General features: G+C 70.7%; 25 protein-coding genes and 1 pseudogene. 13 read left to right on the top strand and 13 right to left on the bottom strand.

The window, feature by feature from the left end; genetic code table 11:
• Positions 1 to 185: 185 nt before the first annotated feature.
• Positions 186 to 842 (bottom strand): FadR/GntR family transcriptional regulator, encoded by a 657-nt coding sequence (locus AMYTH_RS0105405; RefSeq protein WP_037322305.1) that lies wholly within the window; start codon positions 840 to 842, stop codon positions 186 to 188.
• A gap of 133 nt (positions 843 to 975) precedes the next feature.
• Between AMYTH_RS0105405 and AMYTH_RS0105400 the strand changes: the two genes are divergently transcribed.
• The 4 genes from AMYTH_RS0105400 to AMYTH_RS46915 are packed head-to-tail and all read left to right on the top strand — an operon-like array spanning position 976 to position 4,312.
• The gene (locus AMYTH_RS0105400; RefSeq protein ID WP_027929423.1) at positions 976 to 1,860 is read left to right on the top strand and encodes a fumarylacetoacetate hydrolase family protein; all 885 of its coding nucleotides are present in this window, start codon (positions 976 to 978) and stop codon (positions 1,858 to 1,860) included.
• An 11-nt stretch (positions 1,861 to 1,871) separates the two neighbouring features.
• Positions 1,872 to 2,633 carry an alpha/beta fold hydrolase gene (locus tag AMYTH_RS0105395; RefSeq protein ID WP_027929422.1) on the top strand — a complete coding sequence of 254 codons (762 nt, stop codon included), beginning with the start codon at positions 1,872 to 1,874 and terminating at the stop codon, positions 2,631 to 2,633.
• Positions 2,634 to 2,662: 29 nt separating this feature from the next.
• Positions 2,663 to 3,901: a metal-dependent hydrolase family protein gene (locus AMYTH_RS0105390; protein WP_051362561.1), complete on the top strand. Its 1,239-nt coding sequence runs from the start codon at positions 2,663 to 2,665 to the stop codon at positions 3,899 to 3,901.
• Positions 3,902 to 3,961: 60 nt separating this feature from the next.
• Positions 3,962 to 4,312, top strand: a complete 351-nt coding sequence (locus tag AMYTH_RS46915; protein WP_051362560.1) for a DUF1636 family protein — start codon at positions 3,962 to 3,964, stop codon at positions 4,310 to 4,312.
• A gap of 24 nt (positions 4,313 to 4,336) precedes the next feature.
• Here AMYTH_RS46915 and AMYTH_RS0105380 read toward each other — a convergent pair whose 3' ends face one another.
• Positions 4,337 to 5,191, bottom strand: coding sequence for a LysR family transcriptional regulator (locus AMYTH_RS0105380; RefSeq protein WP_027929420.1), 855 nt, complete (start codon positions 5,189 to 5,191; stop codon positions 4,337 to 4,339).
• A 70-nt stretch (positions 5,192 to 5,261) separates the two neighbouring features.
• Here AMYTH_RS0105380 and AMYTH_RS0105375 point away from each other — a divergent pair, with 70 nt between their 5' ends.
• Positions 5,262 to 5,579, top strand: a complete 318-nt coding sequence (locus AMYTH_RS0105375; protein WP_027929419.1) for a hypothetical protein — start codon at positions 5,262 to 5,264, stop codon at positions 5,577 to 5,579.
• A gap of 180 nt (positions 5,580 to 5,759) precedes the next feature.
• Here AMYTH_RS0105375 and AMYTH_RS44075 read toward each other — a convergent pair whose 3' ends face one another.
• The 6 genes from AMYTH_RS44075 to AMYTH_RS0105345 form a co-directional block, all read right to left on the bottom strand.
• A complete protein-coding gene (locus AMYTH_RS44075; RefSeq protein ID WP_037322303.1) occupies positions 5,760 to 7,145 on the bottom strand; it encodes an MFS transporter in 1,386 nt (461 codons plus the stop codon).
• Positions 7,146 to 7,253: 108 nt separating this feature from the next.
• Positions 7,254 to 8,054, bottom strand: a complete 801-nt coding sequence (locus AMYTH_RS0105365) for an enoyl-CoA hydratase/isomerase family protein (protein ID WP_027929418.1) — start codon at positions 8,052 to 8,054, stop codon at positions 7,254 to 7,256.
• Positions 8,047 to 9,219, bottom strand: a complete 1,173-nt coding sequence (locus AMYTH_RS0105360; RefSeq protein ID WP_027929417.1) for a CaiB/BaiF CoA transferase family protein — start codon at positions 9,217 to 9,219, stop codon at positions 8,047 to 8,049. The genes AMYTH_RS0105365 and AMYTH_RS0105360 overlap by 8 nt, the downstream gene beginning before the upstream one ends.
• 175 nt (positions 9,220 to 9,394) lie before the next feature.
• Positions 9,395 to 10,405 (bottom strand): LacI family DNA-binding transcriptional regulator, encoded by a 1,011-nt coding sequence (locus AMYTH_RS0105355; protein WP_027929416.1) that lies wholly within the window; start codon positions 10,403 to 10,405, stop codon positions 9,395 to 9,397.
• Between the two features lie 387 nt (positions 10,406 to 10,792).
• A complete protein-coding gene (locus AMYTH_RS0105350) occupies positions 10,793 to 12,259 on the bottom strand; it encodes a M81 family metallopeptidase (RefSeq protein WP_027929415.1) in 1,467 nt (488 codons plus the stop codon).
• On the bottom strand, positions 12,256 to 13,539 hold the full coding sequence (locus AMYTH_RS0105345; RefSeq protein ID WP_051362559.1) for an MFS transporter: 1,284 nt from the start codon (positions 13,537 to 13,539) through the stop codon (positions 12,256 to 12,258). Before AMYTH_RS0105345 ends, AMYTH_RS0105350 begins: the two co-directional genes overlap by 4 nt.
• Positions 13,540 to 13,636: 97 nt before the next feature.
• On the opposite strand from AMYTH_RS0105345, the gene AMYTH_RS0105340 reads away from it, so the two are divergent.
• Positions 13,637 to 14,650 (top strand): Lrp/AsnC family transcriptional regulator, encoded by a 1,014-nt coding sequence (locus AMYTH_RS0105340; protein ID WP_037323411.1) that lies wholly within the window; start codon positions 13,637 to 13,639, stop codon positions 14,648 to 14,650.
• Here AMYTH_RS0105340 and AMYTH_RS0105335 read toward each other — a convergent pair.
• From AMYTH_RS0105335 to AMYTH_RS0105325, 3 genes are read right to left on the bottom strand one after another with little or no spacing between them, the layout of a single operon-like run.
• On the bottom strand, positions 14,637 to 15,944 hold the full coding sequence (locus AMYTH_RS0105335) for an MFS transporter (protein WP_027929412.1): 1,308 nt from the start codon (positions 15,942 to 15,944) through the stop codon (positions 14,637 to 14,639). The genes AMYTH_RS0105340 and AMYTH_RS0105335 overlap by 14 nt on opposite strands.
• Positions 15,945 to 15,976: 32 nt before the next feature.
• On the bottom strand, positions 15,977 to 17,641 hold the full coding sequence (gene ilvD / locus AMYTH_RS0105330; RefSeq protein ID WP_027929411.1) for a dihydroxy-acid dehydratase: 1,665 nt from the start codon (positions 17,639 to 17,641) through the stop codon (positions 15,977 to 15,979).
• A gap of 13 nt (positions 17,642 to 17,654) precedes the next feature.
• On the bottom strand, positions 17,655 to 19,034 hold the full coding sequence (locus AMYTH_RS0105325) for an FAD-dependent oxidoreductase (RefSeq protein ID WP_228684582.1): 1,380 nt from the start codon (positions 19,032 to 19,034) through the stop codon (positions 17,655 to 17,657).
• A 52-nt stretch (positions 19,035 to 19,086) separates the two neighbouring features.
• On the opposite strand from AMYTH_RS0105325, the gene AMYTH_RS0105320 reads away from it, so the two are divergent.
• The 4 genes and pseudogenes from AMYTH_RS0105320 (at position 19,087) to AMYTH_RS50170 (ending at position 20,562) form a co-directional block, all read left to right on the top strand.
• A complete protein-coding gene (locus tag AMYTH_RS0105320; RefSeq protein WP_027929409.1) occupies positions 19,087 to 19,725 on the top strand; it encodes a GntR family transcriptional regulator in 639 nt (212 codons plus the stop codon).
• A gap of 107 nt (positions 19,726 to 19,832) precedes the next feature.
• Positions 19,833 to 19,976, top strand: a pseudogene (locus AMYTH_RS51165) (DeoR family transcriptional regulator); the annotation flags it as partial.
• Between the two features lie 139 nt (positions 19,977 to 20,115).
• Positions 20,116 to 20,241, top strand: coding sequence for a hypothetical protein (locus AMYTH_RS50810; protein WP_267283878.1), 126 nt, complete (start codon positions 20,116 to 20,118; stop codon positions 20,239 to 20,241).
• Positions 20,242 to 20,562 (top strand): hypothetical protein, encoded by a 321-nt coding sequence (locus tag AMYTH_RS50170; protein ID WP_027929408.1) that lies wholly within the window; start codon positions 20,242 to 20,244, stop codon positions 20,560 to 20,562.
• A 474-nt stretch (positions 20,563 to 21,036) separates the two neighbouring features.
• Here the strand turns inward: AMYTH_RS50170 and AMYTH_RS0105300 are convergent, their stop codons facing one another.
• The gene (locus tag AMYTH_RS0105300; protein WP_027929407.1) at positions 21,037 to 21,762 is read right to left on the bottom strand and encodes an SDR family oxidoreductase; all 726 of its coding nucleotides are present in this window, start codon (positions 21,760 to 21,762) and stop codon (positions 21,037 to 21,039) included.
• 79 nt (positions 21,763 to 21,841) lie between these two features.
• Here AMYTH_RS0105300 and AMYTH_RS0105295 point away from each other — a divergent pair, with 79 nt between their 5' ends.
• The 3 genes from AMYTH_RS0105295 (at position 21,842) to AMYTH_RS0105285 (ending at position 23,916) form a co-directional block, all read left to right on the top strand.
• Positions 21,842 to 22,414, top strand: a complete 573-nt coding sequence (locus tag AMYTH_RS0105295; RefSeq protein WP_027929406.1) for a TetR/AcrR family transcriptional regulator — start codon at positions 21,842 to 21,844, stop codon at positions 22,412 to 22,414.
• Positions 22,415 to 22,472: 58 nt separating this feature from the next.
• A complete protein-coding gene (locus AMYTH_RS0105290) occupies positions 22,473 to 23,081 on the top strand; it encodes a TetR/AcrR family transcriptional regulator (protein WP_027929405.1) in 609 nt (202 codons plus the stop codon).
• Positions 23,082 to 23,154: 73 nt separating this feature from the next.
• Positions 23,155 to 23,916: an alpha/beta fold hydrolase gene (locus tag AMYTH_RS0105285; protein ID WP_027929404.1), complete on the top strand. Its 762-nt coding sequence runs from the start codon at positions 23,155 to 23,157 to the stop codon at positions 23,914 to 23,916.
• On the opposite strand, the gene AMYTH_RS0105280 is transcribed toward AMYTH_RS0105285, so the two are convergent.
• Positions 23,913 to 25,427, bottom strand: a complete 1,515-nt coding sequence (locus AMYTH_RS0105280; protein ID WP_027929403.1) for an FAD-dependent monooxygenase — start codon at positions 25,425 to 25,427, stop codon at positions 23,913 to 23,915. The genes AMYTH_RS0105285 and AMYTH_RS0105280 overlap by 4 nt on opposite strands.
• Between the last annotated feature and the right edge of the window lie 21 nt (positions 25,428 to 25,448).

Raw genomic sequence — 25,448 nt, 5'->3', positions numbered from 1 at the left:
GTGTCCGACTGCCCCACGCGCGTCGGCCGCGGACACCAACGCCAGACCCCGGCCCGGCGCGGCGAGGCCGGAACTCATGAGTGAGCGACGGCTCCATCGGTGATCAGGTGCTTGCGAACCGCACCACCGCTCGCGCTGAGAGAACTGCCTGCCCGTGACCCTCGCCGCCTGCTCGTCCCGAACGGTCAGCCGCGGCCGAGCAGGGTGTCGCTGACGTGCTGGAGGTGGGCGCGCATCGCGTCGGCGGCGCCGTCGGGATCGCGGTCGCGGAGGGCTTCCACGATGTCGCTGTGCTCGCGGTGGTAGCAGCGGCGCAGTTCGGGCGTCGAGGTGCGGCGTTTGAGGCTTCCCCACACCGGCAGCGAGCGCGCGGTGTTCATGACGTCGAACATCGTCATCAGCAGGCCGTTGTGCGCCGCCACGGCGATGGAACGGTGCAGCAGCGCGTCGGAGCGTTCGAAACCCTCGAAGTCCTCCGCCGCGCCACCGGCGTCCAGGACCTCACCGATGCGGGCGAGGTCGGCCTGGGTGGCCACCCGGGCGGCGACCATGGCGACCTGCGGCTCCAGCAACTGCCGGACCTGCATGATCTCGGCGGGGCTGGTGTCCGACGGCGCGTCGGCGGCCGCGGTCACGGCGTCGGTGAGGAAGGTCCCCCGCCCGACGTGCCGGCTCACCAAGCCGTCGCGTTCGAGCGCTTCCAGCGCGCGCCGGACCGCGCTGCGCGGGGCCGACAGCCGCGCCACCAGGTCCCGTTCGGTCGGCAGTTTCGCACCGGGGCCCAGCGTGCCGTCCCGGGCGCCTTCCGCGACCAGGGCACGCAGGGACTGCTCCACCGTCATGGACCGACCTTACCACCGCCTGACCAATTGAGACCAATGAGCCAAGGACAAACTCGCAGTCGACAGCCTCCGTCGAAGCCCGTATGGTCTGACGCCAGCAATATTGGTTTCGATTGGTTCAGATTGGTCACACATGAAGCTGGTGACGTTCACCTCGGCGGGAACGGACCGGGTCGGCGTGGTGGACACCGCGTCCGGCCTGGTCCACGACGTCAGCGGGGTTCTGCCCGACGGCGCCGGAGTGCTCGAAGTCGTGGAGAACTGGGACGAACTCGGGCCCGTCCTGGCCCGGCAGGCCTCCGAGCAACCGGGAACGCCGCTGGACTCGGTGCGGCTGCGCGCGCCGATCCCGGCGCCCCGCCGCAACGTGTTCTGCGTCGGGAAGAACTACCGGGAACACGTCGCGGAGTTCGGCCGCAGCGGGTACGACACGCCGGGCCGCTCCGAGGCGCTGCCCGACAAACCCATCCTGTTCTCCAAGACCACCACGTCGGTGACCGGCCCCTACGACGACGTCCAATCGCACCCCGGGGTCACGTCCGAACTGGACTACGAGGGTGAGCTCGCGGTCATCATCGGCCGGGGCGGCCGCGGCATCAGCCGGGAGCGAGCCTTCGAGCACGTGTGGGGATACACCATCGTCAACGACGTCACCGCGCGGGATCTGCAGCGCGATCACAAACAGTGGCTGCTGGGCAAGTCGCTGGACACGCACTGCCCGATGGGCCCGTACGCCGTCAGCGCCGACGAGGTCCCCGACGTCACCGCGCTGGAGCTGGAGACCACGGTCAACGGCGAGAACCGCCAGCTGGCGCTGGTCAAGGACCTGATCTTCGACATCCCGGACCTGATCGCCACCCTGTCGGCGGGCATCACGCTGCTGCCCGGCGACATCATCGCCACCGGCACCCCGGCCGGGGTCGGCATCGGGTTCGAGCCGCCGAAGTTCCTGTCCCGCGGGGACGTCGTCGAGGTCGCCATCACCGGCCTCGGTGTCCTGCGCAACCGGATCGTGTGAGGGAGACCGACATGAACGTCAATGGTGCGAACCTGGCCGTCGAGGTCGACGGCGACGGCCCCGCGGTGCTGATGGTGCACGGCCTGGGCGGCACGACCAACCTCTACCAGGTCCAGGCCGCCGCCCTGGCCGAACGCTTCCGGGTGATCCGCGTCGACTCCGCCGGCGCGGGACGTTCCGGCCTGCGGGACGGCATCAGCATCACCACGCACGCCCACGACCTCGCCGCCGTCCTCGACGCGCTCGGCGTCGAAACGGCCGCGGTCGTGGGCCATTCGATGGGCACGCTGGTCGCGCGCGAACTCGCCTCCCGGTACCCCGCGAAGGTGTCCGCACTCGCGCTGCTCGGCGCGGTCGCCGAACCCGCCGAAGCCGGACGGCAAGCCCAGCGGGACCGGGCGGCCACCCTGCGCGCCCAGGGCACCGCGGCCGTGGCGCCCGGCGTCGTCGCCAACGCCCTGTCCGAGGCGACCCGCCGGGACAAGCCCGAGGTGGCCGCGTTTGTGCGCGAGCTGGTCATGCGTCAGGACCCGGAAGGCTACGCCCGCAACTGCGAGGCGCTGGCCGGGGCGGAAGATCCGGGGCCGGTGCCCGCGCACCTCCCCCTGCTCCTGGTCACCGGCGCCGACGACAAGGTCGGTCCTCCCGCCGTCAGCGAGAACCTGGCCGCCGCGCACGGCAACGCCACACTCGAGGTCCTGCCCGGCGTGGGCCACTGGACGCCGCTGGAAGCCGCCCGCGACACCACCGCACTCCTGCAGAAGTTCCTCTGATCCCAACCCCTCAACGACGAGGAGAGCCCATGTCCATCCCGGCGAACAAGACCCTGTTCCGCGACGTGTCCATTCTGGACTCCACCGGCGCCGAGCCCTACCGGGGAGACGTCCTGGTCGACCACGACCGCATCGTCTCCGTCGGCGCGACCGCGCCGGGCGCCGCGGACGGCGCCCGGGTGATCGAGGGCCGCGGCCGCACGCTGATGTCCGGCCTGTGCGACGCGCACACCCACTTCACCTGGAACAACAGCGGCGACCTCGACGGCCTGGCCGCCCTGCCGGTCGAGGAGCACCTGCTTTTCGCGGTCGAGTCCGCCCGCTCCTACATCGACTCCGGCTACACCATGTGCCTCGGCGCCGCCTCCGCCAAGGACCGCCTCGACGTGGTCTGCCGCGACGCCATCAACGCCGGCCGCATCCCCGGCCCCCGCTACCTGGCCAACGGGCCGGAGATCGCCGTCACCGGGGGCGAACTGGTCAAGGGCATCACCTGGTTCGCCGACGGCCCCGAAGAGATGCGCAAGGCGGTGCGCCGTCTGATCGAGATCGGCGTCGACCAGATCAAGCTGTCCATGACCGGCGAGGAGATCACCGGCACCCAGCGCGCCGAGGACACCTACATGTCCGACGAGGAGGTCGCCGCGGCGGTCACCGAAGCGCACCGGCGCGGCAAGCGGGTCTGCGCCCACGCGCGCAGCGCCGAAAGCGTCAAGATGTGCGTGCGGCACGGCGTCGACATCGTCTACCACGCCAGCTTCACCGACGAAGAAGGCATGGATCTGCTGGAGTCGGCCAAGGACTGGATCTTCGTCGCACCGGGCGTGAACTGGCTGGTGGCCACCCTCTACGAGGCCGCCGACTTCGGCTACCCCCAGGAAGCCGCCGAAGCCGCCGGCTACAAGCGCGAACTGGAGATGGCCACCGCCGCGATGATCGAGATGCACAAGCGCGGCATCCGCGTCCTGCCCGGTGGGGACTACGGCTTCGCCTGGACGCCGCACGGCACCTACGCCCGCGACCTGCAGCACTTCGTCGAACGCTTCGAATACACCCCGATGGAGGCGATCCTGGCCGCCACCGCGCTCGGCGGGGAGATCATGCTGCGCCCGCACGAGCTCGGCAAGGTCCAGCCCGGCTACCTCGCCGATCTGCTCCTCGTCGACGGCGACCCGCTCGCCGACATCACCGTCCTGCAGGACCACGACAAGCTGCACTACATCATGAAGGACGGCAAGTTCCACAAGGAAACCCCCGACCAGCGGTGATCACCCCGTCGGCCGCCCGGCACCGCGCCGGGCGGCCGTTACCGTGCCCCGAGGAACACGATGCCCCTGCTCGTCTGCCGCACCTGCCCCCGCTACGACACCCACCGCACCGGCCAGTTCGGCCACGCGCTGCTCGCCGCGCTCGCCACACACCCCGGCGCGGACGGGATCACCGTCCGAAGTGTCCAGTGCCTCGGCGGCTGCCCCCGCGACGGGGTGGTCGCCGTGGACGGCCCCGGCAAGACCCGGGTCCGCTTCGCCGGCCTGACGCCCGGGGACGCCGAGGCGATCCTGGAAGCAGCACGCGCCCACGACGCCTCCCCCAGCGGCGACCCCGCCGACTGGGTGGTGCCCGGGGGCCTCGAAACCCGGATCAGCTCCGTCACGGTCAAACGCGCACCACGCGCCTGAGCCGGGCCCGGATCTGCCGGCAACCTAGCGCGCCTGGCGGCGCTCGCCCGCGGCGGCGAGCGCCGCCGCCACGAACGAGGCGACGAGCGGACGGCGGTCCAGCTCCGCCCAGGCGAGGACGATTCGGCTGGCGGGAGCGTCGCCGACCGGGACGCACACGATTCCCGGCGGCACGGGTTCCACCAGCGAGCGCGGAAGCACCGCGATCGTGCGGCCGAGCACGATCATCTGGATCATCTGCGGCACGTCCACCAGCTCCGGCCCCGTCCCGCCGCCGGGCACGCCTTTCCACCGCGGCATCGTTTCGTGCTCGAGGTCGGCCAGCCGCACCTCCTCGCGCGCGGCCAGCCGGTGATCGGCGGGGAGGATCGCAACCCGGTCCTCGACGTGGAGCGCCTCGTACGCCAGCCCCGTGAGATCGTCGAACGGCGCGTACAGCAGCGCCAGGTCGGCCCGGCCGTCGCGCACGTAGTCCGCGCGGTCGGTGGTACCACCGAACAGGATGTCGACCCGGCGTGCGTCGGGCAGCTGGGCGTATGCGGTGAGAATTCCCGACAGCAGGTTCGCGTCGCCGCCCGGTTTGATCACGAGCCGCAGATGCGCGTCGGCGTCACCAGCCTGTCGCGCCTGCTGCACCGCGACGCTCATCGCGTTCAGCGCATGGCGGCCGTGGTACAGCAAGGCCTCCCCCGCCGCCGTGAGCGAGACGCGCCTGCTCGAACGCACGAACAGCTGCACCCCGAGCCGCTCCTCGACGCGTCGGATCGCTTTCGACAGCGCCGGCTGAGCGATCGACAGGCGCACCGCCGCACGGCCGAAATGCAGCTCCTCCGCGACCGCGACGAAGTAGGCCAGCTCGCGCGCTTCGACCTCGATCATGCCTCCAGGTTATCGCTGGATGGCGAACCGGTCTTGGACTCCGCACGGCCGCCGCTGCTTGAATCGGTTCGTGCTCAACCACACCATGATTGTCTCCTTCGCCCAGCCCATCCCCGACGCCGAGCTGGATCAATACCTGAAAGACATCGAAAACCTGATGCTGGGCTCCGGACGCGTCCAGACCTTCTCGGCCCGGCGCCACATCCGCGTGCCCGCCGACGACCACAGCCCCGTCTTCGTCGCCAGCGCGATCATCCAGCTCGGAGTCGCCGACCTCGACGCGCTCAACGCGGTCTTCACGGTGCCCGGCACCGAGGAGCTCATCCAGCGCTGGCAGTCGCGGCATCCCTACCAGGTCGTCTGGATCAACCACGAGGCCCTGTCGTGACCGACTTCGCGGGGAAGGCCGGACTGGTCACCGGCGCCGCGGTCTGGCTCTGCTCCACACAGGCCTCCTACGTGCTGCCAGCCACTTCCGGCACTCCATCCGGCCGGTGCTCGACAACGGCCACTCCAGGGGGTGCCCCGGACCGGCTGGCCCGGGGCACCCACACTCCGCGAGCCGCTGTCACCCAGCCTCGCCGGGCTTCGTGGAGGCCGGCACGCCGCAGCCCGCGCCTGCGCCCGGGCTCTCGACCGGGCTGTCCAATGCGGACAAGGACATACCCTTCGTCTCACGGGTCGCGACCACCGCGATGGTCGAGATGATCGCGGCGACCGCCAGGTACAGCGCGATCGGGATCGACGAGCCGAAGCTCTTGAGCAGCGTCGCGGTGATGAACGGCGCCAGGGAGCCCGCGAAGATCGACGTCGTCTGGTAGCCGAGTGACACACCTGCGTAGCGCATCCGCGTCGGGAACAGCTCGGCCATCATCGCCGGCTGCGGGGCGTACATCAGGCCGTGCACGGCGACCCCCAGGACCAGCGCCAGCACGATCAGCACCGGGGATCCGGTGTCCATCAGCGGGAACCCGGCGAAACCCCATCCGATCATGGCGACCGAACCGGCGAGGAACACCGGACGGCGTCCCCACCGGTCCGCGAGGTGGCCGAACAACGGGACCAGCATCATGTGCGCGAGGTGCGCGAACACCAGGAGCAACAGGATGTCGGTCGTGCTGCTGCCCACCCGCAGCGCCAGGTACGTGATCGAGAACGTCACCACCACCTGGTACAGGATGTTCTCGCCGACCCGCGCGCCCATCGCCACGAGGACACCGCGCGGGTACTGCCGCACCACCTCGATGATCGAAGTCCGCTCGTTCGCCCGCGCCTGCGCCTTCTCCAGCGACTCCAGGAAGATCGGAGCCTCCTCCACCTGCGTGCGGATGTAGTAACCGATCAGCACGATGACCGCCGAGGCCCAGAACGCGGTGCGCCAGCCCCAGGACAGGAACTGCTCCGGTGAGAGCGCTCCCGACAGTCCGAGCAGGACCACCGTCGCGACCAGGTTGCCGATCGGCAGCCCGGCCTGGGGCCAGCTGGACCAGAACGCCCGGCTGCGGTCCGGGCTGTGCTCCCCCACCAGCAACACCGCGCCACCCCACTCGCCGCCGAGGGCGAAGCCCTGTACGAACCGCAGGAGCACCAGGATCATCGGCGCCCAGTACCCGATCGAAGCGAAGGCTGGAACACAGCCGATCGCGAACGTCGCCGCCCCGACCAGCAACAGGCTCAGCTGCAGGAGCTTCTTCCTGCCGAGACGGTCACCGAAGTGCCCGAAGACGATCCCGCCGAGCGGGCGCGCGACGAAGCCCACCGCGTAGATGAGCAGAGCGTTGATCACACCGTCGAGCGGCTGGTCGGACCGAGGGAAGAACAACGCGCCGAAAACGAGCGCCGAGGACGCCGAATAGAGCAGGAACTCGTACCACTCGGCGACTGTGCCGGCCATCGAAGCCGCCACGACCTTGCGCAGCCCGCTCGGCGGCGGGCTCGCTTGCTGTGCTCGCATGGATGACTCCTTTGTCGATGAGAAATGCACAACCGGTTGTGCAGTGCGGGTAGAACTGTCGGCGCGCGTCACCGTCCGTGGACGCGCGGTCAGAAGTGGTGTGGCGGATCAGCGACCGCGGAAGTGAGGCGGTCGCTTGTGGACGAACGCCGCGATCCCTTCCCTGCCGTCCGCCGACTCGAACAGGGCGGACAGCTTCGCCCTCTCCAGCTGGAAACCCGCGCCGACCGACGCTTGCGCCGCGGCCGGCACGGCGGCGGTGACCGCCTCGCGGATCGCGGCGACGGCCAGTGGCGCCTGTTCGGCGAGGGTGGTGGCGATCTGGGCCGCCCGGGCCGCGAGTTCGCCCTGGGCGCAGCGGTGGGTGACGATGCCCGCCGCCTCGGCCGCCTCCGCGTCGAGGCGCTCGCCGGACATCACCAGCCACTTGGCGCGGTTGGGGCCGACGTGCCAGGTCAGCCGCTGCGTACCGCCCCACCCCGGGAGTAGCCCGAGGGAGACCTCGGGCAGGCCGAACGTCGCCTCGTCCGCCGCGACCACGACATCGCAGCTGAGCACCAGTTCGAACCCGCCTCCGAGCGCGAGCCCGTTCACCGCGGCCACGACGGGGACCGCGCATTTCGCGATCCGGTCGCACAACTCGTTGCACCGCTGGGTGAAGGCGTCGAACGACACGCGGTCCGCGTCGGCGTAGAACGCGATGTCGGCACCGGCGGCGAAGGCCTTGCCCGCCCCGGTCAGCACGATCGCGCGAATGGCGGGATCGCCCTCCAGTTCGGTGAGCGCGTTTTCGAGCGCGTCCACGACGGCGGCGTTGATCGCGTTGTACTTCTCCGGCCGGTTGATCGTGACGACCGCGATGGGTGCGGACCGCTCGACCAGCACCGGGCACGGCGCCGTGTCAGCCATGGACCGCACCGCCTTCCATCAGGCGGGCGATTTCCCCAGCGGAGTACCCGAGTTCGGCGAGGACCTCCCCGGTGTGCTCCCCGAGCGCCGGGGGCAGGCGGCGGATTCCCGGGCGCTGCCCACCGTAACGGATCGGGTGGGCGAGGACCTGGACCGGACCCGCCGACGGGTGATCGAAGGACAGGAACGTCTCGTTGTGGCACACCTGCGGATCGGCCATCACGTCGTCATAGCTGTTGACCGGGGCGTGCCAGATACCGAACTCGGCGAAGCGCTCGGTCCAGTACCTCGTGGTCTTCCGGGAGAGCAGTTCGGCGATACGCGCGTTGATCTCCTCGCGCATCGCGTACTCGGCGTCGGGTTCGACCCCGCGGAACCACGGTTCCTCCAGCACCTTGCTCAGGGCGTCGGTGCTGGTCAGGGAGATCGTGAGGTGCCCGTCGGCCGTGGCGAACACGCCGTAGGGCGCCTTGTAGAACGGCGAGGAGATCCCGCTCGCGCTCCGCTGCCCGCGGAAGCCGTTCAGGTGGTACGACAACGGTTCGATCTGCAGGTCCAGCGCGGCGTTGAGGAGGTTGCTCTCCACCCTGGTGCCTTCGCCGGTGCGCTCACGGCCGTGCAGGGCGGCGAGGATGCCCAGTGCGCCGAGCACGGCACCGTGCTGGTCGACCAGCGAGGCGCCCACCGGGGTCGGCGGCCCGGACGCCGAGCCGGTCGCCGACGCGAGCCCGGACAACGACTGGATGAGCACGTCCTGCCCGGGGCGATCCTTGTACGGGCCGTCGGACCCGTAACCCGACAGCGAGCAGTAGACCAGCCGGGGGTTGGTCCGGCGCAGCTCTTCGTAGCCGAGCCCCAGCCGGTCCATCACGCCCGGACGGAAACTCTCGATGAGCACGTCGGCGCCGTCGATCAGCCGGCGCAGCACCGCTTTCCCGTCCTCGTTCTTCAAGTCGACCGCCATGCTGCGCACGTTGCGGTTGCCGAGCAAGAAGAACACCGACACACCCTCGACGTAGGCGTCCGGGCCGGACCAGCCGCGCTCGAAGGCACCCTGCGGCGGTTCGACCTTCACGACGTCCGCGCCGAGGTCGGCCAGGATCTGCGTCGCCGAAGGGCCTTGCAGGAAATGGGTGAAACTGACGATCTTGATTCCGGAAAGCATTGTCGCCCTCGTCCTGTCAACGAGGAGCCTCAGCCGACGCGCATCGGCAAGGGATCGCGGTTGTCGGCAGGGGCAGCTGCGAAACGATCCCAGGGCTCCGAACGGAAATGTCCGGGCTCGAGTGAAGTGCCACAGTGGACACTGCCGACGATGGTAAGCGGCGGCCGCCTCCCGGTCAAGGGACCGGCCGCGTCGACTCCCGGACGATCAGCTCCGGCGCCGGCTCCTCGACCACGACGTCGCCGAGTCGTTGTCCCGCAAGGTGGTCGAGCAGCATTCCACACGCGCGGCGCCCCAGGGCGCGCAGCGGCATCCGCACGGTGGTGAGGGCGGGCGCCCAGGTTTCGGCAACCCAGGTGTCGTTGATCGCGACGACCGACAGGTCCTCGGGCACCCGGACACCCAGGCGGCTCAGCGCCGACAACGCCCCGATTCCGGCGTTGACACTCGAGACCACCAGCGCGGTCGGCCGCGTTTTCCGCTGCATCATCCTGGTGACGGCCGCGGCGCCACCAGGAGCCTCCCAGCCGGAGCGCTCGACCCATGACGGACGCACCCGGAGTCCCGCCGCGCGCATGGTCTCGATGAAACCGCGGTGACGACGGACGGCGGTGTCGTGGTCGGCCACACCGGCGAGGTGACCGATGCGTTCGTGACCGAGGTCGATCAGGTGCTGGGTCGCCGTCGCGGCCCCGCGGACGTCGTCGAGAACGACCGAGCCCGCGCGCCCGGCCAGCTTGGAGTTGATCAGCACCACCGGCGGATCCCCGGCGAGCACCTCACGCAGGCGCTGGTCGTCGAAATCCTCACGCCGTTGCAGGAGAACCCCGTCCACCCGGCCTTCGGCGACCAGCCGGCGCAACTGGTCGCGGCCGGCCGGCGGCGGGTCGATCTGACCCAGCAGCACCGACATGCCCGCCTCGCCCGCCCGGTCCTGCACGCCCGCCAGCATCTCGGCGAACACGGCGTTGTTCACGTCCGGGACGATCAGGCCCACGGCGCCCGACTTGGCGAACCGCAACGCCCGCGACCGGTGATTGGGCACGTACTGGAGCTCTTCGGCGACCGCGCGCACCCGACGGCGGGTCTCCTCGCTCATCCGGGTCCTGAAGTCACCCGTCAGAGCACGCGAAGCCACCGCCTTGGACACCCCCGCCGCCTCGGCGACCTCCCGCAACGTGGCCATGGGCTGGAGCATATCGCGATCGGACACCTCCGGCACAACCGGTTGCGCCGGTGCACAACCGGTTGTGCACCGGGCGTCCGCCGTGTTTTACTGCCTCCGGGTTCGAGTGAGCACCATCGATGTCGGCGAGGCCACCGATCCGGCGGGCAGCCGGTCGCCCGGGCCTCGTCCACGGAAGCCAGGAAAGGCTGATCGGCCATGAACTAGGAACGCCCTGTGCGCACCGGGGTCATACTCTGCGGCTGGGGCCGTTGCTCCCAGCCGAGTGCACGTTGCCGGGGAGGTGCCGCCGCCGGGGCGCGGCGGCACCGAGGGACCGCCGAGAGCCAGGGCACTCCCCTGCTGAGGGCGCGCACCTGCGCCGACCGTCCCGGGACCCGGAGACGGTCACGAATCTCGCTGAGGTCCGCGATCCGCCGCCCGCCCGGCGGGAGTGATCCGCACCTGTGGCGGCAGCTTCGTCCACACCAGATCCGCTGGATCGGCGGCCATCACCCCGGGGGCCTTCGCGACCAGGATGTGGGCGGCCATCGGGGCGAAGTCGCCGCGGAAGTGGACGGAGCTCTTGACCACGACGATCCGCTGGCGCTCGGGCTCGATCCCGACCATCCGGAACAGGTTGCGGTCGAACACCTGCGTCCGTCCGGTCGTGACGCCGATCCGCACAGAACCGTAGCGCAAGCACGCCGAGGGGCCGAGGTCGACGGCGTTGCCATGCATCATCGGGCCGTCGAAGCGGCAGCGGCCGTCCGACAGGTGCTCCACCGTGAACCGGCCGTGCACGGGGATGTCACCGGGCACGGCCGGTTCCCCGCCGAGCGGCACGGTGATCGTCGCGCCGACCCCGGCCGCGTGAGCGGCGGCGGCCACCTCCGGGTCGGTGAACAGGCCGATCGCCGCGGGGCCGGTGTCCGCGGCGAGCAACGCCTTGAGCAGCCCGGTGGTCCGCGCGGTCCCGCCCGCCCCGGGGTTGTCCTGGGTGTCGGCGATGACGACCGGCCCGTCGGCGCTGAGCCGGATCGCCTCGGCGACCGCCTGCCGGGCGTCGGGCAGCGCGATCGCCCAGTCCGCTTCGCGGCTCGTGACCTGCTCGTGGACCCGGTCGACCTCCTCGACCACCCCGTCGCCGCCGTAGCCGAACACCACCGGCCCGCAATCGGGGATGTCCGCGGCGGGGAACCCCGCGGCGAAGGACATCCCCTCGGCCAGTCCACGGTAGACGGTCGAGGCCGGCTCCAGATCGGTGCAGCCGGCGTTGATCGGGATGAGGAACGGCACCCGCCGCCACACCGGCCGGAGTCGCTCACCGGCGGTCCGCCGCGCGAGGAGCCCCGCCGCGCGAGCGCCGGTCTCCGCCATGTCGACGTGCGGATAGGTGCGGTAGGCGACCAGGGCGTCCGCCATCGTGAACATCTCCTCGGACAGGTTCGCGTGCAGGTCCAGGCTCGCCACGACGGGCACGTCGTCGCCGACGACCGCGCGCAGACGGCGCAACAGCTCACCCTCACCGTCGTCGTGGTGCTCGGTGACCATCGCGCCGTGCAGATCCAGGTACACCGCGTCCGGCCGCGCGGAGCGGGCCGCGCCGAGGATCTCCCCGGTGATGCGCTCGTAGGCGTCGGCGGTCACCGGCCCGGACGGCGACGCGGCCGCCCAGATCACCGGCAGCACGGTCACGTCCCGCATCGCGCGCAGGAAACCGCCGATCGGCAGGTTCACGTTCGCCAGCCGCAGCACGTCCTCGCCACGGCACAGCGCCGGGAACCCCTCCCCGTTCAGGAAGTTGGCGTAACCGGCGGGAGTGACGGCGAACGTGTTGGTCTCGTGCTGGAAACCAGCGGCCAGGATCTTCATCGTGCCTCGTTCCGCAGTGTGGTGAACAGAATGAGCAGCCCCCCGGCCAGCAGCAGGGCGACCATTGACAGCAGACCCGCCTCAGTGCTCCCGGTGGCCTGTTTGACGTAACCGATCAACGTGGGGCTGAAGAAACCGCCGAGCAGCCCGATGCTGTTGATCAGGGCGATGCCGCCCGCCGCGGCGGTGCCGGTCAGGTACGCCGACGGGATCGCCCAGAAAACCGTGTACGAGCCCCACATCGCGGCCGTGGCGATGACGATCGCGAGCATCGAGACCGCGAACGACTGGGCGGTGAGCGCCGCTACCGCCAGCCCGGCGGCAGAGACCAGCGCCGGGACCGCGCTGTGCAGGCGGCGTTCCCCGCGGCGGTCCGAGCGGCGGGACAGCCAGAACATCGCGACCAGCGAGCACGCATACGGCACCGCAGTCCAGAGTCCGATCTCGACGGTACTGGCGAGACCGTTCTCCCGCAGGATGGTCGGCAACCAGAAGCTCACCGCGTACAGGCCGCTGATCAGGCAGAAGTAGCCGACGGCCAGAGCGTAGACCTTCGGATCGGTGAGCACTCGCCGGAAACTGTGCTGGCGAAGGGTTTCCGGACCTGTCACGTCCGCGGCGATCCGGGCCTTCTCCGCCGGGGTGAGCCAGCGGGCTTCGGCGGGCCCGTCGGGCAGCACCTTCCACACCACGAACGCCAGGACCACGCACGGCAGGCCCTCGACGAGGAACATCCACTGCCACCCGGCGAGCCCGAACCCGCCGTCGAACGCGGTGAGCACGAGCGACGACAGCGGCCCGCCGATCATCGAGCCGAGCGGCCCCGGGATCATCAGCACCGACATCGCCGCCGCCATCCGCGCCGGCGGGTACCAGTAGGTCAGGTAGAAGATGATCCCGGGCGCGAACCCGGCCTCGAACACGCCGAGCAGGAACCGCAGCACGTAGAAGCTGGTGCTGTCGTGCACGAACAGCATCGAGGCCGAGGTCAGGCCCCACAGCAGCATGATGCGGAACACCGTCTTGCGGGTGCCGATCCGCTGCAGCAGCAGGTTGCTCGGCACCTCGAAGAGCACGTAGCCGAGGAAGAAGATTCCGGCCGCCAGTCCGTAGACCGACTCGCTGATCCCGACGTCGGTGGTCATCTGCAGCTTGGCGAAGCCGATGTTCACGCGGTCGAGGTAGGCGAAGACGTAGCACACCACGAGCAACGGCAGGATCCGGCGGCCGACCTTGCGGTACAGCGCGTCCGGGACGACTTCGCCGGAGATGTCGACCATGGTCACTCCCTGGTCCGGTGATTTCCGATTACACTCCAGAAGAACCCGGAGTTCCTCGGAAAATCGACGGATACTGACGGTGGAGGCGCGCCGGACGATGGATAGTGACACCCAGCTGCTGAACGAGACCGATCTGGCGCTGGTGGACGCGCTCCAGGTCAACCCGCGGGCCAGCTGGACGAGCCTCGCCGAAGCGCTGGACCTCGCGCCGGTCACGCTGGCGCGGCGCTGGCAGCACTTGGTGGAGTCCGGCTCGGCCTGGGTCACGGTGGCGCTGAGCAACAGTGCGATGCGCGGCGCGCTGCTGGAATTGACGTGCCGTCCGGGGACGGCGGAGCGCGTCGCACTGGCTCTCGCCGAGCTGCCGAACGTCTCGACGGTCGGAGTCACCACCGGCGAGTTCGGGGTGTTCGCGCTGGTGCTGGCACCGACCCTGCCCGCCATCGCCGAGGTTCTGGTGCGCACGTTGCCGATGCCGCCGGACGTCGTGAACGCCCGCTCGTACGTCTACAGTGGACTTTTCGGCGGGGTGGTGTGGCGGCTCGGCGTGATGAACCGCGCCCAGACCGAGCTGGTCCGCGAGCCCGCCGGGCCGGCACCGGAACAGATCCGTCCGTTCGGCCCGGCCGACCGCGCGCTCTTCCTCGCGCTGGGGCACGACGGGCGGCGCCCGTACACGGAGCTGGCCGCGGAGCTGGGCACGTCGCCGCAGGCGGTCAAGCGCCGGCTCGACCGCCTGCGGCGGCACGGCGACATCACGTTCCGGTGCGACGTCGCCCGCCCGCTCGCGGGGTGGGAGTCCATGGCACTGCTGTGGCTGGCGGTGCCGGACCTCCACGTGCGCGAGACGGGCCGCAGGCTGGGCGCCTGGCCCGAGACCCGGCATTGCGCCGCGGTCCCCGGTCCGGCGAATCTCTCCCTGATCGTGAGCCTGCGGTCGCTGGACCACCTCGGAAAGCTGCTCACCCGGATCGCGGTGGACTGCCCCGAGGCGGCCGTGGTGGACCGCAGGATCGTGCTGCGGCAGGTCAAGGTGCACGGCCGGATCGTCGACGAGCTGGGCCGCAGCACCCGCGTCGTCCCCGTCGATCCCTGGGCTACCCCGTCGTGACCGTCGAGCGCGTGCCGGCGGACTCGATGTCGCGGCGCCGGGTTTCGGGGCCCACGGCGAGCGCGACGAGGGTGAGCACCGTCAGCACCCCCAGGTACACCGCGACCGGCCACCAGTGGCCGGACCAGGCGAGCAGCGCGGTCGCGATCAGCGGCAGGAACCCGCCCGCCAGCACCGAACCGATCTCGCGGGCGAACGCGAACCCGGCGAGCCTGGTCCTGGTCTCGAACAGCTCCGCGAACCACGCCGCCTGCGGCGCCAGCATGGCCGGGTAGCAAATGCCCAGTCCCACCACGAACCCTACGACGACGGCCACCGGCTCGCGGGTTTCCAGCAGGAGGAAGAACGGCAGGGTCCACAGCGCCGACGCGACCGCGCCGGCCGCGTAGACGGGCCGCCGTCCCCACCGGTCGGACAGCCAGGCGAACAGCGGCACCCCGCCCACCTGGACGGCCGAGGCGATGATCACCGCGGTCAGCCCGAGCGAGTCGGACAGGCCCAGCTGCTTGGTCAGGAACGCGACCGCGAACACGGGGAACAGGTAGGCGAAGCCGTTTTCGGCGAACCGGGCACCGATGACGACCAGGAAGCTCTTCGGCTGGTACCGCAGCGCGGCGAACAGTCCCGTCTTGGTCTCCTCGGCCTGCTTCGCGTTCCTGAACGCGGGAGTCTCGTCCACGCCGCTGCGGATGAAATAGCCGATCGCGAGCATGACGATCCCCAGCAGGAACGGCACTCGCCAGCCCCACTGGCGGAACTGTTCGTCGGGCAGCAGCAGGAACAGCTGGTAGATCCCTGTCGCGAGCAGGGTGGCGAGCGCGAACCCGGCCGGGGCCCACGCACCGGCCAGCCCGCGTCGCCGCTGGTCGCCGTGCTCGACCGACAACACGACGGCGCCGGCGTACTCGCCTCCGGCGCCGAAGCCTTGCACGAGCCGCAACAGGATCAGCAGGACCGGCGCCCACGCGCCGATCTGGTCGTAGGTGGGCAGCACACCGATCAGCGCGGTCGCGACGCCCATCAGCACGATCGTCAGCACCAGCATCGTCTTGCGGCCGAGCCGGTCGCCGAGGTTGCCCAGCACGATGCCGCCCAGCGGCCGGACCAGGAATCCGACGGCGTAGGTGGCGAAAGTGGCCAGTGTCCCCGCGACCGGGCTGATCGCGGGAAAGAACAGCTTGTTCAGGATCAGCGCGGCGGCCGTGCCGTAGATCAGGAAGTCGTACCACTCGAGCGTGGTGCCGACGAGGGCGGCGATACCGGCTCTACGGGAGTGCCGTCGGGATTCGGTCATGAAAGCCAGCTCCTTCGGTGGCCGGGGAAAGGTCAGTGGCGGGCGGGACGGCGCAGGACCGCGCCCCGCTGGATCGGGCCGACGAGTGCCGCGTACTGGCCGAGCCAGCCGCGTTCGCTGCCGGGATCACCGGCGGTGACGGGCTTCCCGTCGCGTATCGGCTCCGCGTCGATCAGCCGTGCGTCGAGGTCGATCGAGATGGCGTCCCCGTCCTCGACTCCGGCGAGCGGCCCGCCGTCGGCGGCTTCGGGCATCACCTGTCCCACGACGAGCCCGTGGTTGAGCCCGGACAGTTCGCCGTCGGTCACCACGGCCACCTGGCCGCCGAGGCCGGCACCGTTGAGCGCGGCCACGAAACTCGCGGCGAACACCGTGCCCGGGCCGCCCCTCGGGCCCATCCCGCGCAGCACGATCACGTGTCCCGGCTTGATCTCTCCCTGGCCCAGCGCGGCGATGGCCTCGTCCTCACCCGCGAAGACCCTGGCCGGCCCGCGGAACTGCCGCCGTGCCGCACCCACCCCGGCGACCTTGACGATCGCACCGTCCGGCGCCAGCGATCCACGCAGGATCAGCAGGCCCGGCTCGTCGGCCACGGGTTCGTCCAGCGGGTGCACCACGTCGCCGTCCGGTCCGGCCACGTCGGCGATCAGCTCGGCCACGGTGCTGCCGGACACTGTCAGCGCGCCGGTGTGCAACCGCGGTGCCAGCGCACGCAGGACGGCGCGAACCCCGCCGACCCGGTCGAGGTCCCACACCTGGTGTGTCCCGTTGGGACGGATGGCGGCGAGTTGTTTGGCACCGCGGCCCTTCTCCTCGAACAACGCGACGACGTCGAGGTCGAGGTCGGCCTCCGCGGCCACGGCGGCGAGGTGCCGGACGCAGTTGACCGAGCCCCCCAGTGCCAGCGCCACCTCGACCGCGTTCTCGATGGCGTCGCGTGTGAGCACCTGGCGGGCGGTGAGCCCTTCCCGGACCAGCTCGACGGCACGCCGTCCCGCGGCCGCGGTCCGGTCGAGCATCGCCGCGGAGTTCGCACGCGTGGGCGCAGAGCCGGGCATCGTCATGCCCAGGGCCTCGGCGAGCACGTGCATCGTGTTCGCCGTCGCCAGTCCCGCGCACACTCCCGGCCCCTCGATCGCCCGGTCGGCCATCGCGCCGAGCTCGTCCACGCTCAGCTTCCCGGAGGCGACGGCGCCCACCGATTCGTACACCGAGTCGATGTCCACCGAACAGCCGGAGAACGTCCCTCCGCGCTGGTAGCCACCGATGACGACGACCGAGGGCAGGTCGAGCCGCGCGGCGGCCATCAAGTGGGCCGGGGTCGTCTTGTCGCAGCTCGCCAACAACACCATGCCGTCGAGCTGCGCACCCTCGACGGCGGCTTCGACGTCGTTGACGATCAGGTCACGGGTCGGCATCAGGTAACGCGCTTTGCGGCCCGCGCTGGTGACGAAATCGGACGGCGCGGTCGTCCGGATCTCCAGCGGCAGCCCACCCGCCTCGCGGACGGCGTCGGCGACCACTCCCGCCACGTCGTCGAGGTGCGCGAAGCACACCGACAGCTTCGACGAGGTGTTGACGACCGCGATCTTGGGCTTGCGCTGGTCCTCGGCACTGATGCCCATCGCGCTCCACTGCGCGCGGCGCACGGCCCAGCGGGTGGTGCCGGGCTCGAAGTTGCTCCGCAGCTGTTCCATGGTGTTTCTCCAGTCAGGAAAGGGAAAGGGCGCTTCCGCCGGCGGCCATCGCCGACCGGATCTCGCGGCCGTCGAGTCCGCGGTAGGGCAGGTCCTTGTCCAGCGACATCACGGTCGCCACCGCGGCCGCGTGGCCGTATTCGAAGCACTGCGCGGTGACCCGCGCCGAGGCGAGTGCCTCGTGCTCGGCGCTGAGGCAGCGGCCCGCGACGATGACGCCCTCGCCGCGTTCGGGCACGAGCGCGCCGTAGGGCACCTCGTAGTAGTCGTCGAGCAACCAGGTCAGTTTGGGCCGGTCACCGGCGTGCAGCTCGATCGGCCATGGCACCCGGCAGATCCCGTCCTCGCGCTTGCGTGCCGCGAGGACGTCCTCGTTGGACAACCGTTCGATCCCGGCGATCGTGCGGGTCTGCCGGATCCCGGCCTCGATCCCCGTGTCCACGACGAACGCGTTCTCACAACCGGGGATCCGATCAATCAGGAACCGCGCGTAGGACCGGACCTGCCGCCGACCCAGTATTTCGGCTTCGGTGAAGTCGGCGGGGTCGATCACGTTGAGCATCCGGCCGTCGCGGCCGGCCAACCGGGTCGCGTTGACCAGCAGCTCGCCGGGCCTGGGAGTGGTGAAGATCCAGATCTTCTGCCGCGGCAGGTCCAGCCCGGCGCCTCGCGCCCGGAGGATCTCCTCGGTCACGTACGGCGGGCAGATGGTGTCCTCGCCGTAGAACTCCAGGAACCGCTCGACGTCGACGTTGCCGAGGCGGAAGAACATGGTCGGGTTCTGGATCGCGCCGTTGTCGCCGAAGGTGTAGCGGTGCCCGGCGCGGGCGACCACAGCCGCGTCGCCCGATGCGTCGATCGTCCTGGCAGCGAGCACCACGGCCCGGCCGGCGTTCGACTCGACCACCACTCCGCGGTGGGTGTCGCCGTCAAGGACGACGGCGGCGACGGCCGTGTGGTAGAGCACCGTGACGCCCGCGCCTTCGAGGAGGTCGTCCGCGACCTCGCGCCACACGAGCGGATCGTGCGCGACGGTCCAGGTCTTGCCGTAGACCTGCGGCGCGGTGAGGCCGCCCCGGGCGGCCAGCTCCCCGCGGAACCGCTCGGTGAACCCCGCGACGACCTGCCTCGGCTCCCGGTCGGCATCCGAGGCCAGGTACATGCCGCAGATCGTGCCGGACATCCCGGCGACCGCCGCGCCGCCGGCGAAGCCGTACTTCTCCACGACGAGCACCGACTTACCCGCCTCGGCCGCGACCACCGCCGCCGCGACCCCGGCCGCACCGGCCCCGACGACGAGCACGTCGACCTCGGCCAGCACTTCGAGTCCCCGGTCGACCGGACCACCGGTCAGCGACCAGGCCGATATATTGGTCATGTACCGGTTGTACATCGCGCGTCGCGGTATTGTCCAGGCCCAGCGGTGGAACGAGGAGGAGGCACCCGTGGCGAACAAGGCCGACCAGGCCTACGACGTGCTGGAACGCATGATCACGTTCCAGGAACTCCCGCCTGGTTCGCTGCTGTCGGAGGCCCGGCTGATGGAACGCACCGGGCTCGGCCGCACGCCGGTGCGCGAGGCGCTGCAACGGCTCGCACGCGAACGCATGGTGGAGATCCACCCTAGCCAGGGCGTGTTCGTCGCCCCGACGTCGATCGAGGCGCAACTCAAGGTGCTCGAGCTACGCCGTTCCATGGAGGAGCTCGCGGTGCGCCTCGCCGCCCACCGGGCCACGACGGAGCAGCGTGAGCGCATCCTGGCGCTCGCCGAGGTGCTCAGCCAGTTCGACGGCGACGATCCCAGGCGGTTCGGGGAGCTGCTGAAGTCGACCCACACCCTGATCGTCGAGGCCGCGCACAACGAGTACCTGTCGGTGGCGATGGCCCCGCTGCAGGGGCTCTCGCGCCGGTTCTGGTTCGCCCACCTGCGAAACCCGAAGGCGGAACTGGCCGAAGCGGCCGACCTCCACGGGGACATCCTCCGCGCCATCTGCCACGGCGATCAGGCCAAGGCCTCCGAGGCGTCCCTCAAGCTGAACGACTACCTGACCGACTTCACCTACCGGACGCTGCGGGACCAGTGAGTGGCTCCGTCGTGCAGCACTGGGTGTGCCGGACCACTTTCGGACACCGCTCAACGCCTCTGACGCACCGGCGCTCTGTCGATGCTCGCTGACGAACGCCGCCTCAGCTGCTGGAGGAGATAGCCACCTCCGGCCGCGTCGTGCCTTCGGAAATGGCAGCCCGACTGGGGGGCAGTGAGGTCACGATCCGGGGCGACCCCGACGAGCTCGAACGGCGGGGGCGGGTCAAGCGAACCCGGGGCGGCGCCGTCGCACCCGAAACGCACGCGTCCATCGTCTCGTTCGACGCCCGCATGTCCCTCAACCGCGATGCCAAGCGGCGCATCGCGCAATCGGCGGCCGCCTCCCCGGAAATCCGACCAGGCGGTCATCTTCGACACCGGTTCGACCGTGCACTCCCTGGCCCTGCACATGCCGGACCATGTCACGAACCTGCGGGCCACATACCCCGGACTCGGCATCGCCCAGCACCTGCTGACTGTCGAAGGGGTGCGCACCTTCCTCATGGGCGGCTGAGTGGACGAAGCCCTGGCGGAGACCATCGGCACGCCTCGCGATCAGGGCATCAGCGACCTGCGTGTCCACACGCTCTTCCTCGGCGCCATATCGTCGAAGGTGCTCCCGCTGGACAAGGTCGAGGTGATCATCACCGACTCCGGTATCGACAAGAGCCTGCGGGAGCGGCTCGTTGCCGAGGTCAGCGTGATCGTCCAGGAGAGGCGGCACGACGATGCCGGTGGCCGGCCTCGTCACGGACGGAGCAGCACCTTCCGGCCGGTGCGGGCAACCCTGGCCGCAGGACGCCCGAGGTCTCGTCGAGAGCGACCACGTCGCTGATCAGCGGAGCGGGTCGCAGGACCCCCGTTCACCCGGCACGATCCGGGCGGCCAGGGTGGCCGCGGCCATACGCCGGTGGGACTCCGGCACGCGGCCAGCAACGCCGCTGCTGTCGTTACTCGCCAGACTGGTCATCGGCCGCTGTCGGCGCGGTCGCCCGCTGTTCGCCTCGTCACGACTGCTGCTGCCTGCGCGGGGAGGCGTTGATTCCCGCAGCCAGCACGATGGTGACCAGTCCCAGCGCCCCGGCCGTCCGAGCGGGGCTGGCATAGCCGAGTCGGTGGGGGCGAAGCTGCCCGTCGCGGTGTGTGCGGGCAGGATCAGGCCGCTGACGGCGCTGCCGAGAGAAGCCGACCGAGCGCACGACCTGGTTGACGCTCATCGCGGCCGCCGACGCTGGATCGACCTGCCGGCCCCGTGGCCGCCGGGCTGGTGCCGGCACCAGTCCGGCGGTCGTCCACTCTGGACCCCGGGTCAGGACACCAGCGCTGCCAGCTGCTCATCCAGCCAGGGATAGAGCTCCTCGGCCTTCGTGCTCAGCCGGGACTTCAGCTCGCGCGTCGGCTCGTCGGCCAGTACCTCGAGCGCGCCGTTGGCGACTCCGTCGTAGGCCTGGGCGACGACGCTCGCGGCGGTGACCTTCGGGACGTCCCACCCGGCCGTCATCGGGGTGTCGATCATGCCGACGAGCAGGCCGATCACCTGGGTGCCCTGCCCGCGCAACTGCACCCGCAGCGCGTTGGTCGCCGACCACATCGCCGCCTTCGAGGCCGCGTATCCGGTCGGGATGCTGAACCAGGACGCCGCGGACAGGATGTTCAGCAGGGTTCCGCCGCCGTTGGCGCCGAGCACCGGCGCGAAGGCGTTCGCGACGCGGAGCGTGCCGAAGAAGTTCGTTTCGAAGATCCGGCGCAGCTCGTCCTCCGGCCCGGAGATGGAGTCGCCGTCCGGCGCGATTCCGGCGTTGTTGATCACCAGGTCGACGTCGGGGGCGGACGCGACGGCGCGGGCCACGGCGGCGGCGTCGGTGATGTCGAGGGCCAGCGGTTGGACGCGGGAATCGTCCCAGTTCTTCGGCTTGCGCGCCGCGGCATAGACCTTGCTCGCGCCGCGTTCGAGCGCCTGGGCCACGAACTGTTCGCCGAGCCCGCCGTTCGCGCCCGTCACGAGCACCGTCCGACCCTGGAGTGACTGGTTCACCTATACTCCTTCATCAAGTGGGGAGTGTCCCCGAATTCAGTATGCGGGGACACTCCCCACTTCCGCAAGGAGGGATGTCATGGCTGACGGCGCGAAGGCGCGGCCACTGCGGGCCGACGCCCGGCGAAACCGCGACGCGATCCTGCTCGCGGCACGCGAGACGTTCGAAACCGAGGGCGTCCTCGCCTCGCTCGACGGCATCGCGCTGAAAGCGGGAGTGGGCAACGCCACGCTCTACCGGAACTTCCCGACGCGGGACGACCTGCTCGCCGCCGTCATGCAGACCAGCATCGAGGACGCCCTGGCCGAATCCGGTGAACTGGCCCGCACCGCCTCCCCACGCGAAGCGCTCGCCGAATGGCTGGCGCGGCTGACCTGGCAGCTGCGCATCTGGCACGACCTGCCCTCCTGCGTCGCCACCGCGCACAGCGACCCGGCCTCACCGATGACCCACGCGTGCAACCCCCTGCTCGACCGGACACGCGAACTCCTCGACGCGGCGAAGTCCGCCGGCGACGCCGTCGAGGGCCTCACCGCGGAGGAGCTCTACGAGCTGGTCGTGACGCTGTCCTGGGGTGTCGACCGCTTCGGGGACGACGAGCAGACCGCACGCAAGCGAGTCCGGATCGCCACCGCGGGCGTCTTCACCTAGTGGCCGAGGTGACCGTGACACACTTCGTCGACCACGAGGTTTGCCAAGGGGATGACGCATGACCGATCGGCCGGCCCGGCGCACGCAGGAGCAACGACGCGCGGAGACCATCCGTCGCGTGCTGGACGCGGCGACGGAGCTCATCGCGCGCAGCGGGTCCCGGGCCGTCACGCTCGCCGAGGTCGGGGAAGCCGCCGGGTACAGCCGCGGCATCGTCTACCACCACTTCGGCAGCAGGGAACGGCTGCTGGAGTCCGTCGTCGACGAGGCGCAGCGGTTCGACGTCCCCGAATACCAGGGCGACGGCCTGGACCACCTGGTGCTGATCATCGAGGCATACCTGCGCAACGTCGTGCGGCGGACACCGTCGGCGCGCGCGTTCCTGCAACTGTGGGGTGAGGCGATCGCGGCCGACCCCGTGCTGGCTCCGCTGTTCGCCCGCCGGGACGCCGACTTCCGGCAGCTACTGGCGAACGTGGTCCGCCAGGGCGTCGCCGATGGGTCCATCCGGTCCGACGCGGACCCGGCCGCGGCCGCCGTGCTGATCGTCGCACTGGTCCGCGGGACAGGGCTGCAACTCATCGCCCAGCCTCCGGTTCGCAACGTCACGGCCATCATCCGGGAAGCGACGCGCTCGGTACGCGCGGCCTTCGCTGTCACGCCCTAACTTCCGGCAGTGGTCTCCGGCGCCGGCCGCTGCTACAGTTACTTGCATACGTACACGCAAGTTAGGAGTGACCATGCCTGCTCCCCTGGTGCTCGTGCACGGCAATCCGGAGAGCCCCGGCGTGTGGGGACCGCTGATCGCCGCGCTCGGCCGGGACGACGCGGTGACGCTGTCCCCACCCGGCTTCGGGATGCCTGCCTCGAACGGCTTCTCCGCCACCGTCGAGGGCTATCGCGAGTGGCTCGCCGCGCGGCTGGAGCAGTTCCGGGAACCCGTCGATCTCGTCGGCCACGACTGGGGTGGCGCGCACGTCGCCCAGATCGCGATGACCCGCCCGGAGCTGATCCGCAGTTGGGCGTCGGACGCGCTCGGCCTGTTCGCCTCGGACTACGTCTGGCACGCGCGGGCCCAGGTGTGGCAACAGGAAGGGGCGGGCGAAGCCTCGGTGAAGGAAATTTTCGGCGGCACGCTGGCGCAGCGACTGGAGGTGGTCAACGCGCTCGGGATGACCGGTCCGGTCGCGGACCGCGTGGCCGCCGGGATGGACGACGACATGGGGCGGGCGGTGCTGTCGCTCCTGCGGTCGGCCGCCCAGCCGGTGATGGCCGAAGCGGGCCGCGGCCTCGCGAACGCCCGGCAGCGCCCCGGCCTGGCCCTGATCGCCCTCGCGGACGTCGACCAGGCCAGTGGAACGCCCGCACAGCACCGGTTCGCGGCCGAAGCCGCCGGCGCGGAGATCGCCGAACTCGCCGATGTCGGGCACTGGTGGCCGGTGACGCACCCGCAGCCGGTCGCACGCGCCCTGACGGATTTCTGGTCCCGTTTGGACGGTTAGGGCGGCCATCGCCGCGTCGTTGCAGTACCAGCCGGAGCATCCAGCCAACGGGTCAGCGTGGTTTCCAGGCCGTCGGTGTCACCCGCATCCGACGCCCACGCCACGAAACCGTCCGGACGTACCAGCAAACCGCTCAGGCCGCTGCCCTCCGCGCTGCCCCGCACCAACTTCAGACGCGTTCCATACGCCTTCGCCAGGACGGCGAGCTCGTCGTTCCCGGCGAAGTCGGCCAGCAGTGCCTGTCCCCCGCGGGCGTGGTCGGCCAGCAGGCTGCCGTCGTCCAGCTGGAGCTTCGGCATCAGCGCGCCGACCAGCGGGTGGCCGCCCCCCAGGTCGTAGCGCTGCCCCAGACCGGAGATCCGCTTCGCGTAGAGCGTCGCGCCATCCCGGGTGCCGAGGAAATCGGTGACCACGGCCCGGAGCGCGCTGCTGTAGCCATCACCGCGCATCGCGGCGACCTGCGCGCGCGTCCAGTCGAGCACGTCGGCACCGATCGGGTGCCGTTCGCTGACGTAGGTGTCGAGCAGACGCTCCGGCGCCCAGCCCCGCACGGTGGCGGCGAGCTTCCACCCCAGGTTGACCGCGTCGCCGAGCCCCAGGTTCAGGCCCTGGCCGCTGAAGGGCGAATGCACGTGGGCGGCGTCCCCGCACAGCAGGACGCGGCCACGCCGGTAGGTGCTCGCCTGCCGCGCGTGGTCGGTGAAGCGGGTGCCGCCGTCGGCGACGTCGGTCACGTGCACGTCCAGGCCGCTGACCCGCCGCAGGCTGGCGTCCATTTCGGACGCGGTGACCGGGGCTTCCCGGTCCACCGGTGGTCCGTCCAGCTCGACAGTGCGAATCCAGCCCGGCCTCGGCCCGTAGACGTAGAGCCCGGTGGTCGTGTACTGCCACCCCTGCCCCAGCAGCTCCGCCCCATGCACGGTGCCGGTCGCCTGGCGGACCGTGATCGTCGGGTCCGTGCCGGGGAAGTCGAAGCCAGCCTGGCGCCGAACCAGGCTTCGACCGCCGTCGCAGCCGACGAGCCACGCCGCACGCAGGTCGCCGCCACCGCGCAGGTGAACGGTGACACCGTCGTCGTCCGCGTCGAATCCGGTCACGTCGGCGCCACGCCGGATCTCGACGCCCAGCTCCGCCGCGCGCCGGCCAAGGACCCGTTCCACCTCGACCTGCTCGACCGGGAGGTACCAGCCGGGGCCGCGCCCGCGCAGCAGCGGGTCCTGCTCGTCGACAGCGGCCGCCGGGACCTGGATCCCGCCGAAGTGCCCGGCGAAGGGCGCCCGGTTCCGCTCCCCCTGGAACGGCAGCGGCCCGCGTGCCGCTTCGATCGCCGGGAGCAGCCCGCGGCGCTCGAAGATCTCCGCGGAGGCCGTGTTGATCCCCGCGGCCTTGGGCGCGGTGTCCGGCTCGGAACGCCGTTCGACCACCACGACCCGGATCCCCGCCAGTCCCAGTTCCGTGGCCAGCATCAGGCCGACCGGCCCGGCGCCCACCACGAGCACGTCGTAGTCCATGTTCGACCTCCCGTTCCGCTA

Source organism: Amycolatopsis thermoflava N1165 (assembly GCF_000473265.1).
Classification (GTDB): domain Bacteria; phylum Actinomycetota; class Actinomycetes; order Mycobacteriales; family Pseudonocardiaceae; genus Amycolatopsis_E; species Amycolatopsis_E thermoflava.
Note: the sequence above shows the minus strand (reverse complement) of the source record. Positions and strands in the feature narration are given on the sequence as shown.